General features: G+C 47.1%; 13 protein-coding genes. 4 read left to right on the top strand and 9 right to left on the bottom strand.

Annotated elements, in window-relative coordinates:
• Positions 1-40: 40 nt before the first annotated feature.
• Genes AC58UW_RS25175 through AC58UW_RS25160 form a run of 4 tightly spaced genes read right to left on the bottom strand, consistent with a single transcriptional unit; the run spans position 41 to position 4,049 of the window.
• Positions 41-1,606 carry a DHA2 family efflux MFS transporter permease subunit gene (locus AC58UW_RS25175; RefSeq protein ID WP_497423319.1) on the bottom strand — a complete coding sequence of 522 codons (1,566 nt, stop codon included), beginning with the start codon at positions 1,604-1,606 and terminating at the stop codon, positions 41-43.
• 11 nt (positions 1,607-1,617) lie between these two features.
• Entirely contained in the window at positions 1,618-2,934 is a 1,317-nt protein-coding gene (locus AC58UW_RS25170) for an efflux RND transporter periplasmic adaptor subunit (protein WP_497423318.1), read from the bottom strand.
• 21 nt (positions 2,935-2,955) lie between these two features.
• Positions 2,956-3,615: an HlyD family secretion protein gene (locus tag AC58UW_RS25165; RefSeq protein WP_497423317.1), complete on the bottom strand. Its 660-nt coding sequence runs from the start codon at positions 3,613-3,615 to the stop codon at positions 2,956-2,958.
• Complete coding sequence (locus AC58UW_RS25160) at positions 3,612-4,049, bottom strand: MarR family winged helix-turn-helix transcriptional regulator (RefSeq protein WP_497423316.1); 438 nt, start codon at positions 4,047-4,049, stop codon at positions 3,612-3,614. The genes AC58UW_RS25165 and AC58UW_RS25160 overlap by 4 nt, the downstream gene beginning before the upstream one ends.
• A gap of 199 nt (positions 4,050-4,248) precedes the next feature.
• Here AC58UW_RS25160 and AC58UW_RS25155 point away from each other — a divergent pair, with 199 nt between their 5' ends.
• Positions 4,249-4,701 carry a MarR family winged helix-turn-helix transcriptional regulator gene (locus AC58UW_RS25155; protein WP_497423315.1) on the top strand — a complete coding sequence of 151 codons (453 nt, stop codon included), beginning with the start codon at positions 4,249-4,251 and terminating at the stop codon, positions 4,699-4,701.
• Positions 4,702-4,771: 70 nt separating this feature from the next.
• On the opposite strand, the gene AC58UW_RS25150 is transcribed toward AC58UW_RS25155, so the two are convergent.
• Positions 4,772-5,626, bottom strand: coding sequence for a DUF72 domain-containing protein (locus AC58UW_RS25150; RefSeq protein ID WP_497423314.1), 855 nt, complete (start codon positions 5,624-5,626; stop codon positions 4,772-4,774).
• 189 nt (positions 5,627-5,815) lie between these two features.
• Here AC58UW_RS25150 and AC58UW_RS25145 point away from each other — a divergent pair, with 189 nt between their 5' ends.
• Positions 5,816-6,781 carry a lysylphosphatidylglycerol synthase domain-containing protein gene (locus AC58UW_RS25145; protein WP_497423313.1) on the top strand — a complete coding sequence of 322 codons (966 nt, stop codon included), beginning with the start codon at positions 5,816-5,818 and terminating at the stop codon, positions 6,779-6,781.
• Positions 6,771-7,976, top strand: coding sequence for a glycosyltransferase family 4 protein (locus tag AC58UW_RS25140; RefSeq protein ID WP_497423312.1), 1,206 nt, complete (start codon positions 6,771-6,773; stop codon positions 7,974-7,976). The genes AC58UW_RS25145 and AC58UW_RS25140 overlap by 11 nt, the downstream gene beginning before the upstream one ends.
• 73 nt (positions 7,977-8,049) lie before the next feature.
• On the opposite strand, the gene AC58UW_RS25135 is transcribed toward AC58UW_RS25140, so the two are convergent.
• Positions 8,050-8,544: a CBO0543 family protein gene (locus AC58UW_RS25135; protein ID WP_497423311.1), complete on the bottom strand. Its 495-nt coding sequence runs from the start codon at positions 8,542-8,544 to the stop codon at positions 8,050-8,052.
• An 89-nt stretch (positions 8,545-8,633) separates the two neighbouring features.
• Here AC58UW_RS25135 and AC58UW_RS25130 point away from each other — a divergent pair, with 89 nt between their 5' ends.
• A complete protein-coding gene (locus AC58UW_RS25130; RefSeq protein WP_497423310.1) occupies positions 8,634-9,743 on the top strand; it encodes a winged helix DNA-binding domain-containing protein in 1,110 nt (369 codons plus the stop codon).
• A 280-nt stretch (positions 9,744-10,023) separates the two neighbouring features.
• Here the strand turns inward: AC58UW_RS25130 and AC58UW_RS25125 are convergent, their stop codons facing one another.
• The 3 genes from AC58UW_RS25125 to AC58UW_RS25115 all read right to left on the bottom strand — a co-directional run bounded on the left by AC58UW_RS25125 (position 10,024) and on the right by AC58UW_RS25115 (position 12,923).
• Entirely contained in the window at positions 10,024-10,743 is a 720-nt protein-coding gene (locus AC58UW_RS25125) for a hypothetical protein (RefSeq protein ID WP_497423309.1), read from the bottom strand.
• 87 nt (positions 10,744-10,830) lie between these two features.
• On the bottom strand, positions 10,831-12,225 hold the full coding sequence (locus tag AC58UW_RS25120) for a sensor histidine kinase (RefSeq protein ID WP_497423308.1): 1,395 nt from the start codon (positions 12,223-12,225) through the stop codon (positions 10,831-10,833).
• Positions 12,219-12,923, bottom strand: a complete 705-nt coding sequence (locus AC58UW_RS25115) for a response regulator transcription factor (protein ID WP_497423307.1) — start codon at positions 12,921-12,923, stop codon at positions 12,219-12,221. Before AC58UW_RS25115 ends, AC58UW_RS25120 begins: the two co-directional genes overlap by 7 nt.
• Positions 12,924-13,357: the final 434 nt, after the last annotated feature.

Genomic DNA, 13,357 nt, shown 5'->3' with positions numbered 1-13,357 from the left:
TCCTCTCAAAAGCTAGATGTTGAAATAGGATAGATATCAATTACTTTTTAACTTCGGTTGGCGCTTTTTTTCTTTGGATAAAGAAAAGGACGAAAGGAATACATATGAAAGCAGGAATCGCAGAAATATAGAAAGTGTCAGCGATTGACCTGACCAATGACTCTTTTTGCATAAACCCAGCTAGATAAGTAGCCGCAGTTCCTGAGGCTGTTGTCATATCCACCGACCAGGAATAAATCGAGCCTGAAAGCATGGATATCGTACTATTTGCTGTAACTGAATCAACCGGTACACTATCGCTGATGTGTTGATAGTGAGTAATTTGACGGTTGCTCATAAGCGCCGTAAACATGGCAATCCCTAGGGAACCAGCAACCTGACGAACTACGTTGGATAGCGGCGAGGCGTTGCCGACCTGCTGTGGAGATACCGCACGCATTCCCGCAGTGGTCAGTGGCATCATACAAAGCCCGATTCCAATACCGCGGATCGTTAATATGGTATTTAACCAATGGTTAGGCGTATCCGTCGTGAGATGGTGCAGATCGAGTGTAGTGACACCCAGGATGGTGAGACCCGTGATACACAAGGGGACAATCCCGAATTTATCCGCCAGTTTTCCACTGATCGGCATCATTAGTGCCATCGCAATGGACTGAGGCATCATCACAAGGCCGGTCTGCATCGCGGAGAGCCCCTGAATATTTTGCAAATATAACGGAGTCAAGAACGTGCCGCCCATCATCCCCATCATGACCAAGCTCCCCGCAATGACACTAATGGCAAATTTTAAATTTTTAAAAAGCTTCAAGTCAAGCACTGGCTGCTCGACTCCGAGCTCCACCCAGATCAGCAGCAGCAAGCTGAAGAACGCAATAAACAGCAAACTAATGATGAATAAAGAAGTCCATCCTTGCTGCTGCCCTTTACTTAGCGCCAAAAGCAAACTTCCGAAGAAGAGCATGGACAGAATGGCCCCGGTTAAGTCGAATTTCAATCCTTGTCTTCTCGGAGATTCTTTCAGCAGGACCTTTCCAAGTATGACGGCAAGAATCCCAATAGGTACATTAATGAAAAAGAGTAATCTCCAGCTGTAATTCTGGATGAGATATCCACCAAACGTCGGCCCGAGTGCTGGAGCACACATTGCTGCTACCCCCCACAAGCCAATGGCCGTACCGGTTTTCTCACGGGGAAACGTGGTATAAATAATTGACATCCCGATTGGCATAATAAATCCACCGGCAAATCCTTGTATGATCCGGAACAAGATCATCGTACTAGAGCTCCAAGCCAAACCGCAAACCACGGAAAACAAGGTAAACCCGGCTACAGAGTAGATAAATATATTTTTATTTCCGAATTTGGCACCCAGAAAGCCGCTCATCGGAATAACCATCGCAGATGCCAAGGTATATCCCGTAATGACCCACTGCATCGTATTGATATCGGAGCCAAATACAGCAACGAATTTGTTCATGGCTACATTCATTAAGCTGCTGTTCAAAACGGCAACGAAGGTACCCATGACGATGGCGATAAGCGACAGCCACATTTTGCCGGAGCCTTCTGATTCTTGTTGTTTAACTGCCGATGCATCGGCCATAGCTGCGCCTCCTATTCGGCTTTTACCTTCGTACCTTCAACAACCTTATCTGCAGGATTCACGACAATTTGTTCATTAGCTTTTAGTTTATCGGTAGGCAGCACGTACAACCAATCCTGGTTTTTCTCCTCCGTTTTTACTTCAACGAGGTGGGCTGTATTGTCGTTTACTGTGAACAAATAGTCTTTTTGATCTTTTTTAATAACGGCGCTTTTCGGAACTTCCAAACGGCTCTCCTGAGCTGCGTTCAGTTTAACTTCTGCCACCATGCCTGCAAATAGTAAACCATCTTTATTGTCAACCTTCACTTTGACAGGGAAGGTATTGCTGTTTGCATTAGCAACTGGGCTTACGAAAGATATCTCACCTTTAAAAGTTTGATTCGGCAAGTTTTGAATCGTAACGTCGACCTGCATGCCCGCCTTCACTTGCGTGATTTGGCTATCGGATACGCTAAGTTCCACCTGAACTTGATCCATATTCACAAGAGAGAGGATCTGCACACCAGGTTGAGCAAGTTCACCCACCGAAATGCCTTTTTTAACAATAAGTCCATCTATTGGCGCCGTAATCGTGGCATTGCTCAATCCGCTGTTAGCAAGCTCTAATCCTGCATTCAAACGATCAACATCCGCTTGAAGCGCTGAAATGGTGTTATCCGTTGGCCCGACTTTGGCCAACTGCAGCTTAGCCTCTGCTCCTTGCAGCTGGGCTTGGGCCGCTTTTTGCGCACCCTGTGCTTGTTCAGAGCCTGCTTTCGCCTTCTCATAATCAAGTGTTCCTTTATCCAAATCCTCTTGAGTCACACCGGAATTGCTGTCGTATGCATTTCTTAAACGATTATAAGTGCTTGTAGCCAGGTCTAATCCTGCTTTGGCTTGCTCCATAGCCGCGGTAGCTTGTTGATACGCCCCTTGAGCTGCGTTGACGGCGCTTTGCAGTCCCTGAATTTCCTGGGAACGGGCACCGGCTTTCGTATCCACAAGTTTCGCTTGCGCCGCAAGAAGACCAGATTCAGCTTGCTTCACTTGTTGCGTCAGATCACTTGTTTCCAGTTGAACCAGCACATCGCCTTGTTTGACTTTACTGCCTTCTTGTACATTTACGCTGGCAACTTTACCAGCCACTTTGGATACTATTTTAATATCCTGATCGGGAATAACTTTCCCGCTTAAGCCTGCAGATGCAGGTTGTCCCACTTTGATAACTTGGATCGGAACGGCTGTAGAATCCACTTGTCCTGAAACTTTGGCGCCACATCCAGGAAGGATTGCAATGGCCGCAAATATGAGAATCGCTGGAACGATTAATTGATTTCTTTTACTCATCGTCGACTAACTCCTCTTCTTTTAGTTGCCCTTCAAATGAATTTTGATCGAAGTACTAATTCCGGGTGATAAATCAAGCCCTTGATTATCATCGATCGAGATTTTGATAGGGATACGTTGGGTTACTTTCGTAAAATTCCCGCTGGTATTGGTAGAAGGAAGCAGCGAAAAGGTCGACGCAGTGGCCTTACTAATCTCTTTCACTTTGCCTAGCAGCACTTTGCCTGGAATATTATCCAAATTGATTTCTACGACTTCGCCTTCCTTGACCTTATGGATCTCTGTTTCCTCGACATTAGCAGATACATACAATTTGTTCGTATCTACAACCATCGCTACGGTTTGCCCCGGTGAGGAGACTTCTCCGGCTTTAACCAGTGTTTTAATGACAGTTCCTTCAATTGGTGACCGCAGTGCCGCTTGATCAAGGCTGCTTGTGGGCAAATTATTGTTGTCTTGCTGCCCAATAATCTGATCAGCCAGAACATGATCCCCTTCATTAACCTGCAGCGAAGTCACTTTTCCGGTAATTCGCGGCATTACTTTGTAGATGTCTCCGGCAAGTCTGGAATCATCCGTTGAAAGATAGTTTTGGCCTTCATACCAAAAATAACCGCCGATTCCTCCACCGACGATGACCAAAGCTGTCAATATGATATACAACATTACTTTACGCTTCATAATTTCTCCTCAACCTTCTTTTCCAGATGTCTTGTAATCAAATCGAAAGAATGATAAATGGTTACTAATTCTTCTTCTGAGAATCCATTTAAAAATTTAGAATAATTGCTTTCTTGAAATAAGGAATTTTCTTCAAACCTTGCCAGCTTTTTCTCTGACATATAAATCCAAGTCACGCGGCGATCTACTTCGTCTTTCACACGTTCAATCCAACCATCGCGTTCAAGCCGATCAATGATTCCCGAGACGGTACTGTATGATAAATCAACGGCGTCGACAATCTGCCCGATCGTCTTCGGCTCCCTCTTAATTTGATGCAACGTCATGAATTGGGGAGGTGTTAAACCCAAACAATGAATCCTTCTAGCTAATGAATCTTTATGGTATCTCGTCAATTGCCTCAAAAGTCTAGCAATGTTCGTCTCCAGATACATCCACACACCTCATTTCGTACAAATAAATTTGAAGAGCCGACATTGACTCCCTCAAAAACAAGTTGTATCATCAAACTACATTGTTGTATTATACAACTTTAAAAGTGGTTGTCAACAATCCAAATCTACCCTCATGTCAGATTCAAAATTAGAGTGGGGTATGTTACCATAGGTCATATAGCTAATGAGGTGAAGCAGTATGAAAATAGATGCATTGGAAATCATAGAACTTGAAATGGCCATATTTGTTCGGCGCCTCACATCCTTGTCATCTGACAAAAAATTCGGAAATATCGATCGATCGGCTTATCTTTTGCTGCACCAAATATCGGCTCATGGCTGCGCTGGCGTAAAAGCCTTAGCGGATATATTCCAATTGGACATCTCCACTGTCAGTAGACAAGCAGCTTCATTAGAACAGAAAGAATACGTGTACAGAATCCCTGATCCACAAGACCGAAGAGCATACACCTTACAAATAACGGATTTGGGCAAACATGAATTAGATGAGTATAAAAAGGCAAGATCGGTCAGACTCAAAGAAGTGTTAAAAGAGTGGTCAGATGACGAATGCCAAACATTCGCACAATTATTAAGAAAATTTAATCTCTCGATCAATGAAATACGCGCAAAAGAACCCAACAAATCCTAGTTGGGCCAAATAAAATAAGAGGTCACCAGAAAGCTCCGGTGACCTCTTATTTTGCGAAGATTTAAAAGCTTCAATCAAACATATCCATTTGCTGAGGTGGCGATGGCAACTCTTTTTGCTCCATACCCAAAAGATTCATCATTTGCAAAGCATTAGAAGCAGCATCCCCGCCAGAATTGTTGTTAAAAATCACACAAACCTCGTCTGATTCTTTCTCGAGCTTCACCAGATACTCTTTCCACTCAAGCAATTCATCTTCCTTGTAGCGATAGAGGTATCGCACTTCTCGCCAATTCGTAGTTCCGCTCGATGTCCAACCAGAAGTATTTCTGCCATGAAAACGAACAATGGTTAATGCTTCATTGGTTGGTCTTAAAACGATCGGAATCGATCCAGGAAATACTTGAGGCTCATCGCAGATACTATGAATCCAGCCTTCTTCAACCATATAGGAGATTGTTTTATCTGCCATTTCAGCACTAAACCAACTTTGATGACGAAATTCAAGGGCTACTGGAATATCACCCATTCTTTCCTTTGTTAATCGCAACAGTTTAACATTCTCACGATTGCAATCAAACCAAGGAGGGTACTGGAAAAGAACTGCTTTTAATTTACTAGCTTCAATAACCGGCTGTATAGATTCAATAAAATTCCGAAACATTTCTTCTGTTTCTGCATCGGAATAATGCTGCCGCGTATGTCCGGTCATGCCCTGATAAGCTTTTATCAAAAATGAAAAGTTATTTGAAGTGTCTGAAACCCACCTATGATATAAACTGTCTTTATGAATGGCGTAATACGAGCTATCTACCTCAACAACTGAAAAATATTTATTGTATTCTTTTAGCTTTTCTTGCGGTCTGACTCCAGTTTTATATAATTCGTCATGGTCTCCCCAACCAGCAAGCCCGATTGCTATCATATCTCCACCACTCTTTAAAAAGTTATTACTCCTACTATATTTTATCGGCATATATTTATAAATCGAAACTTTCAAATGAGGTGATTTTCCATAAATTAAAAATGATTATAAATTAATAATGATATAATCATATTAAGTTATTTTAAGGGACGGTGAAGCCAGGAGGTGCTACGGAAATGGTTTCCTTTGATGCTGAAAGTCTTACTCGTGGTGGTCATTTTGTATTTCGCCAATAGAAGCTTAGCGCTAAAGCCCGCGGACTTGGTAACCTATCTGATGGATGCAGATTACCGTTTTTATGTGTCTATGGTCCTTTTCACCGTATTTTTAATGCTGCAAGCGGGTATCTGGGTGCTCATTGTTAATACCGTTGGAGCAAAAACCAGCAATCATACAAGTCTAGATTTATTATCAGGTTTGCTTATTTTTATTAACTCGCAATTCGCTAAGTACATACCTGGCGGCTTCTGGAACTATGCGGGCCGCATCGTACTCGCGACTAGGGCAGGTGTATCGCTTGCTGCACAGTTAGCAGCTATTGTTTACGAAAACGTTCTCTTGGTGTCCGCGGCGCTTTCGTATGCCCTTCTACTTGCTTTTAGCCTTGACGTTGTGTCAGTTCCTATTTCCATATTCATTGCTGCTATTGCGGGCACGGTATTTATATATTATTCGAATATAACAACTTGGATAGGCCGAGTATTCGTCCAAGTCTCTGGGTGGAAGTTGCTCCTAAGGCTGCTACAGCGAATGACTAATTCAGCCTACTCCCCATCGAATAAAAGTTCGGGAGCCACCTTGTCTCGCAAACAATTTTTCGGTTATTTTATTTGTTTTCTAGGCAGCCATTTCGTGATGGGGGTCGCTTTCTGGATGTTGTCAAACAGCTTCGGAGCCGGCCAAATTAGCGTTTTCTATGCGGCTGGTACTTTCGCCACCTCTTGGCTGCTCGGATTGTTGAGTCCGCTTCCCGGTGGGCTTGGTGTTAGAGAGGGCTTCTTGGTTTACTTTTTATCGCATAAACTAGGTGCGGAGGCCGCATTGCACATTTCGATCATAGCACGGTTATGGAACATGATGGCTGAAATTACATTCTGGACCTTAATTCAAATGGCCTACAGACTAGCTCGAAAGGTGAGAAGCTATGAATCGTAAAAAAGTCGTACTTGTTGCTGGTGTTTTCCCTCCTGGAATTGGTGGCATGCAAAGTTATTACTATAACCTTTCCAAGCATACGAAACATGATATTACCGTTCTTGCTCCTGAGTATCCGGGCAGTGAAGCCTTCGATGGCAAACAATCCTTTCGGACAGTGCGTGGGGCATTCATGCGCAATGAGCGCGCACACATTTTGAGCTGGGGGCGACTTTTCCGTCATGTGAGAAAAATGATGGTGGTGGAAGAACCTGATGTTACCGTCTACGGATATGTGCTTATCGGTTTCATCGGTCTGCTGTTTCGAGTATTCGGAAAGCGCCGTTATGTGATTTCCACGCATGGCATGGATATGCTGATGTTTCGTCGGTTCTTCGGCTTAAATCAGATCGTCAAGCTAATATTAGTTCATGCCGACGGTGTACTGACCAATAGTATTTTTACCCAAAAACTGGTAGAAAGTTATGGAGTCAATCCTTCTCGTATTAGTCTTGTGCATCCTGGCGTGGAGGCCGAGTTTGATCAGAGTCCTGCAAATGTAGAGTTGATAGGGCGGCATGGACTTGAAGATAAGTACGTCATTTTATCTGTGGGCCGACTTGTCGAGAGGAAAGGACAGGACCGCGTCATTGAGGCCATGCCCGAAATCCTCAAGCAGATTCCCAATGCTGTGTATGTGATTATCGGGGATGGTCCCGACCGTGCACGACTCGAACAGCTTGTACGGGTGAACGGTGTTGCGGATGCGGTTAAGTTCATTGGCAGTATCCGTGGAAGTGAAATTATGAATGAGTATTACAGTTTGGCAAACCAGTTTATTATGGTGTGCCGAGAGCTGGAGAAGGGGGATGCCGAAGGGTTCGGAATCGTCTACTTGGAAGCAGCCTCGGCAGGAGTGCCTGTTATAGCCGGAAGGTCCGGCGGGGCTTTGGAAGCGGTGCTTGATGGGGTGACGGGGCTGCTCGTTGATCCAGATTCACATGCCGAAATTGTAGAGAGTATCGTCCTTTTGGCAAAAGATCAGGCGATTAGAGAGCGTTTAGTAACAGATGGCTATAAACGTGCGAAGATAGAGTTCCAGTATGAAGTGCTCGCAGAGACGTTTGATCAATACGTGGAAGAGCTGTGCGCAACCCCTCGGCCCAACAGCAAGTTCGTCAGGAAACAGCCTCGTATGAAGCAGGATATGCGTTAGAGGTTACAAAAAAGGCTAGAAATCACCTCAGGTGGCTTCTAGCCTTTTTTATGGTTTAGAACAACTAAGGCTTCTAAAACGAAACATAAAACATTTTCATCCAAAACACCGTCAACAACGCAGAAAAACCATACGCTAACAGCGGTTTTACAGAAAACAGTTTGAGCATAGGAAACATGATGATATTAAAAATGATCGACCATCCTAAGGACCAACCGTATTGGTACTCAATTCGACCCGTCAGAGAGTACATGTACTCTACCCCGCCATAGATCAACACCCACTGGACATAGTGAAAAAAGACCTTCAGCCGGCCTTGCGGGTAATTCGTCAGAAACAGCAAAGCTGTAGCCGGGAAAATGATAAAGGTATATAACAATTCCGTCAGACTTGTATCCCCGAACCAGTCCGGAGTCAACGTCCAGAGCATACGCTCAGCGCATAAATAATTGTATAATAAATTACCTATAGCGAAGTACATCATCGTAGGTTGATACTTCTGCCAGTTCCGCCAATCGCCCCATCGATACGACGCCCAAATAATGAAAATAGCCACAAATAAATGCATAAACAACATGTCTCCTTCTCGCGTTGTATCTATTATACAAATAATTTACAATTATATACAAATAAGTTAACGCTATAGGGGGCCTTCACATGACTGATCATACGGATAAAATCCTCAGCCGCCGCGACCTCAACCGAGCCCTCCTGGCCCGGCAGTTCCTGCTGCGGCGATCGGACATGCCCGTCCTCGCGGCAGTCCGGCACCTAGTCGGGCTGCAGGCACAAGCCCCCAACCCACCCTACGTGGGGTTGTGGACCCGCCTGCAAAGCTTTCACCATGAGCAGCTGTCGCAGCTCATCCTAGATCGAAGCATCGTGCGCATCGCCATGATGCGCTCGACGATCCACCTCGTCACGGCAGACGACTGCGTGACGCTGCGCCCGATCCTGCAAGCCGTGCAGGATCGCGGCTTGCAAGGCGCGTTCGGCAAGAAGCTTGCCGAACTAGACCTGGATGCGCTCGCCGCGGCCGGGCGAGCGCTGCTCGAGGCGCAGCCGCTCACGCTAGGTGAGCTCGGCAAGCGCCTCGAAGCCCAGTGGCCGCAGCGCGACGCCACGGCCTTGGCGCAAGCGGTGCGCTGCCGCTTGCCGCTGGTTCAGGTGCCTCCGCGAGGCATCTGGGGCGCCTCCGGGCAGGCGGCCCATACCACCGCGGAGGCGTGGCTTGGCTGCGCGCTAGCGGAGGAGGCCAGCGCGGACGCCATGTTGCTGCGCTACTTGGCGGCATTTGGGCCTGCATCCGTGAAGGATATGCAGGTGTGGTCCGGGCTGACTCGGCTGCGCGAGGTCGTGGAGCGGCTGCGCCCCAGCCTGCTCACCTTCCGCGACGAGCAGGGGAATGAGCTGTTCGACCTGCCGGAGGCGCCGCGGCCGGACGCTAGCCCCCCTGCTCCCCCTCGCTTCTTGGGGGAGTTCGACAACATGCTGCTCTCCTACGATGATCGCTCGCGCATCATGGCGGAGGAGGTGAAGCAGCGTGTGTTTACTGACAACGGCATCATACGCGCCGCGCTGCTTGTTGACGGTTTCGTCAGTGGCATTTGGTCTATCGCGATGCATAAACGAAAAGCGGCCGTGTTGACGGTCACGTTATTCCGGGAGATATCCGACGCTGAGCGCGCTGATGTTGAAGCGGAAGCGGAGGGGCTCTTCGCCTTTCATTTTCCTGAGGCTGAATCCACGGAAATCCACTATAACTAAAAAAGGCTGCCTCAAAAGGTCAGAAACCACCTTTGAGACAGCCCCTCTGGGCTATGTGAGTGAGTATTAAACGAGTAGGAACTATGGTCCTCTATTTTCCAACAAACGGGTGATTCTTCAAGTTGATGGGAACTACGTTCCGCTATTCGATCAAATTCGGCCTACATGCGAGTTATTTGGGCCAAATAGTGCCCTGTAGTTCCGTCTCACCCTGAAAAGAGCCCAATTGGCTCAATTAAGACCCTGTAGTTCCCCTAGCTAGCTAGTATTCTCCTGTGGCCTATTTCGCTGCTTTTTCAGCCCATTTCGCTTTCAGTGCGCTTTCCACTTCCGCAAAAATTTGATCCGCTGTTTTACCATCCGTAGAGATACCCAGTTTCTCAGCTCTTTTATTTAATGCTGTGGATTTTTTCGCATCTTTGCCTGCTTTGAGCGCAGCACGAATCTCTTTCGCTGTTTTGCCGTCCGTTGCAATGCCCGCTGCAGTTGCTTTTTCTTGCAGTTTAGTCAATTCCGCTGCTTTCAACGCTGCTTTGATCTCTTTATTCGTCTTGCCTTCTGTGCTAATGCCGAGTTTAGTCGCTTTCGCTTGCAGTTTCGTTTGTACTGCCGCTTTCAGCGCCTCTCTCAACTCTTTATTCGTTTTCCCATCCGCGCTAATGCCGAGCTTAGTCGCTTTCGCTTGCAATTTTACCTGAACGGCTGCTTGGATGTCCGCTTTGAGCTGATCTGGAGTTTTGCCTTCTGTACTAATACCCAATTTTGCTGCGGCTTTATTCAAGCGCTCTGTGTTTTGAGCGGTATTTGCCGTTTTCAGTTCAGCTTTGATCTGTTTGTTCGTTTTACCGTCCGTCGATATGCCAAAAGCTTGTGCTTTATCCTGTAATAATTGCTTGATCGGATGAAATGTGCTGCTCTGCGATTCCGCTGCGAAAGCCGCCACCGGAACAGTTAATGCGATTGCACCTACCAAAGCTAATCCTGTTAATTTTTTCAACATAAGTATCACTCCTCGATTGGTCTATGGTTATGTTTACCTTACAAACCCTATCTTAGCGGATAATTATGTCATAAGTTTGTCATGGCGCTAAGCTTGTACAGTTGGCAAAAATATTTTAAAAACCGTCCCCGCCCCAAGCTTCGATTCGACGCGAATGGAGCCTCCATGGGCATCAATGATATGTTTACAGATCGTCAATCCGAGACCGGCGCCGGAGCGATTGCGGCTTTCATCCGCTTTATAGAAGCGATCAAACAGATGCGGCAGCTTCTCAGGCGCGATCCCCTGACCGTTATCCCAGACTTCGATCCAGCGCTCATTTCTGACCGCTTTCACCCGAATTCCCGCCTCTGACCCAACTGGGATATGATTAATCGCGTTATCCAGCAAATTGATGAAAACCTGCCTCAGCCGATCGGCATCCCCTTGCACCCTATACGGCATCTCGGCCTCCGAGCTCAGTTCGATCTGCTTGGACTTGGCTTTCATCTTCAGCTGCGTGACCACATGAGCAATGACATCGGATACGTCCATAGGTTGAAAACTCAACTTCACCTGCTTCTCCTCAAAAGAAGACAGCTCCATCAAATCATCCACCAAACTGCTCAGTCGCAGCGTCTCTTGGAGAGACACTTGAATGAACTCCTTGGCATCCTCCGGCTCTACGACACCGTCCGTTATCCCCTGCAGGGAGGCCCGAATCGTCGTCAGCGGTGTCCGCAGCTCATGTGAAATCTCAGAGAGAAACCTTTTGCGCCCCTCTTCAACCTTCTGCAGCTTGCCAGCCATACGATTCAACGATCCCGACAGCGATGCAATCTCGTCCTTTCCTCGAACAGGGACCCTTCCGCTAAAATCCCCCAAAGCCAGCGCCTCGGCTGTCTTACTCATGAGCTGAATCGGCTTCACAAAATGCCGCGAGACAAAGTACAGCACAGCCATCGCCAGCAGCGCAACCGACACCGCCGAGACATAGATCGCCCGATTAATATCGTTGATTGTCCCTTGAATATTCATAATAGGTGTATATAGAAAAATAGCCCCAACCACGCGGTTCTCCAACATGACAGGGCGACCGACAATCAACATTTTCACCGTACTATTTTGGGCAAAATTGCTCCGTACCGTCACCTGATTCCCTGCCAGCACCTTGTCCAGCCATTCCTTGCGTGCCGGGGACTCGCCGATAGACTGGATTTTATCCACATTTACTTTTGGATGCTTAATCAGAGCGACGCGAACGTTGGACGATTTCTCTATGGCGCTTATTTGCTTACGGAAATCCTTCAGCAAGGTGGAACCATCGAATAGCTCCTTCGCTAGCTCGTCGACTTGTTCAACTTTTTCCAACAAGAGCGTTTCACTGCGGTCATACGTCTTCTGTTTCATGGAATAGCCTATGGTCCCTGAAATAGCAAGAATGGACACAACTGTAATGGACATGTAAATAAATAATAGCTTGCGATAAAAAGAGTTCAGCATGACTCCGGCCCCTCGAACTTGTAGCCAATCCCCCATACCGTTCGGATGTTCCAATCTACTTTTCTTTCCGTATGTGCCGTTAGCTTCTGTCTTAGACGTTTGATGTATAAGTCAACAACACGGTCCTCCCCCTCGAAATCCCATCCCCATATCTTGGCGATGAGATCTTCGCGGGTGAATACTTGATTCGGATTGCGCACGAAAAACAGGAGGAGCTCGTACTCTTTTTTGGGCAAAGCGACCAGTTGACCCTCAACGGTGACATCGTGGGACAAGGCGTCTACACGCAGACTGCCGACTTCATACATATTTGAGGGAGCTGCCGCTTCCGTTCGAATCAGTGTTCTACGGAGTATCGTGGTCACGCGGGCGACCAGCTCGTTCGGGTCAAAAGGCTTGACCAAGTAATCGTCTGCGCCCATTTGCAAGCCTTCAATCCGCTCATCCACGTGAGCTCTGGCTGTCAGCATCAGAATCGGTACGTCGCTCATCGCGCGAATCTTCTGGCATACGGACCAGCCGTCCCGCTTCGGCAGCATAATATCCAGCACGATGAAGTCGGGCTGCAGCTCTTCGAACTGCGTGAGCGCTTGCTCGCCGTCATTTGCGGTCACCACCGCATAGCCGCTTTTTTCTAAATATAGCTTCGTAATGCGGCAAATATTTAAATCGTCATCTACCACCAAAACGGTTTTCACAAGGCACACTCCCCTGAACTTAGAATCTATGACACCATCATACTGGATATTTGTGAACAAAAAATTTATTAATCGTGGAAATACGGGATGACTCCTGGCGAGGCTTGGTTCATGTGCTCTGCATTTCTTCCTTCCCCGTGCGGTTTCCTCGCTCAAGACGGCCTTTTGAGCCGTTTCGCTTCGCTACCGCCACCTTCTTGGCGCTGAGACGGCCTTTTCGGATCTCTCACGCCAACATCCAGCCTTCACGTATGGCTTTCTCATTCGAGACGGCCTTTTGGGTCCTCTCGCTTCACTATTGCCACCTTCTCGGCGCTGAGACAGCCTTTTCGGATCTCTCACGCCAACATCCAGCCTTCACGTATGGCTTTCTCATTCGAGACGGCCTTTTGGGTCCTCTCGCTTCACTATTGCCACCTTCTCGGCGCTGAGAC

The organism is Paenibacillus sp. J22R160 (assembly GCF_059692135.1).
Note: the sequence above shows the minus strand (reverse complement) of the source record. Positions and strands in the feature narration are given on the sequence as shown.

Bases quoted from the DNA above. Each gene is read 5' to 3' on its own strand.
- AC58UW_RS25130 (WP_497423310.1), top strand. From the start codon at position 8,634: ATGACTGATCATACGGATAAAATCCTCAGCCGCCGCGACCTCAACCGA.
- AC58UW_RS25155 (WP_497423315.1), top strand. From the start codon at position 4,249: ATGAAAATAGATGCATTGGAAATCATAGAACTTGAAATGGCCATATTT.
- AC58UW_RS25140 (WP_497423312.1), top strand. From the start codon at position 6,771: ATGAATCGTAAAAAAGTCGTACTTGTTGCTGGTGTTTTCCCTCCTGGA.
- AC58UW_RS25160 (WP_497423316.1), bottom strand. From the start codon at position 4,049: ATGTATCTGGAGACGAACATTGCTAGACTTTTGAGGCAATTGACGAGA.
- AC58UW_RS25170 (WP_497423318.1), bottom strand. From the start codon at position 2,934: ATGAGTAAAAGAAATCAATTAATCGTTCCAGCGATTCTCATATTTGCG.
- AC58UW_RS25135 (WP_497423311.1), bottom strand. From the start codon at position 8,544: ATGCATTTATTTGTGGCTATTTTCATTATTTGGGCGTCGTATCGATGG.
- AC58UW_RS25125 (WP_497423309.1), bottom strand. From the start codon at position 10,743: ATGTTGAAAAAATTAACAGGATTAGCTTTGGTAGGTGCAATCGCATTA.
- AC58UW_RS25165 (WP_497423317.1), bottom strand. From the start codon at position 3,615: ATGAAGCGTAAAGTAATGTTGTATATCATATTGACAGCTTTGGTCATC.
- AC58UW_RS25150 (WP_497423314.1), bottom strand. From the start codon at position 5,626: ATGATAGCAATCGGGCTTGCTGGTTGGGGAGACCATGACGAATTATAT.
- AC58UW_RS25175 (WP_497423319.1), bottom strand. From the start codon at position 1,606: ATGGCCGATGCATCGGCAGTTAAACAACAAGAATCAGAAGGCTCCGGC.
- AC58UW_RS25145 (WP_497423313.1), top strand. From the start codon at position 5,816: ATGCTGAAAGTCTTACTCGTGGTGGTCATTTTGTATTTCGCCAATAGA.
- AC58UW_RS25120 (WP_497423308.1), bottom strand. From the start codon at position 12,225: ATGCTGAACTCTTTTTATCGCAAGCTATTATTTATTTACATGTCCATT.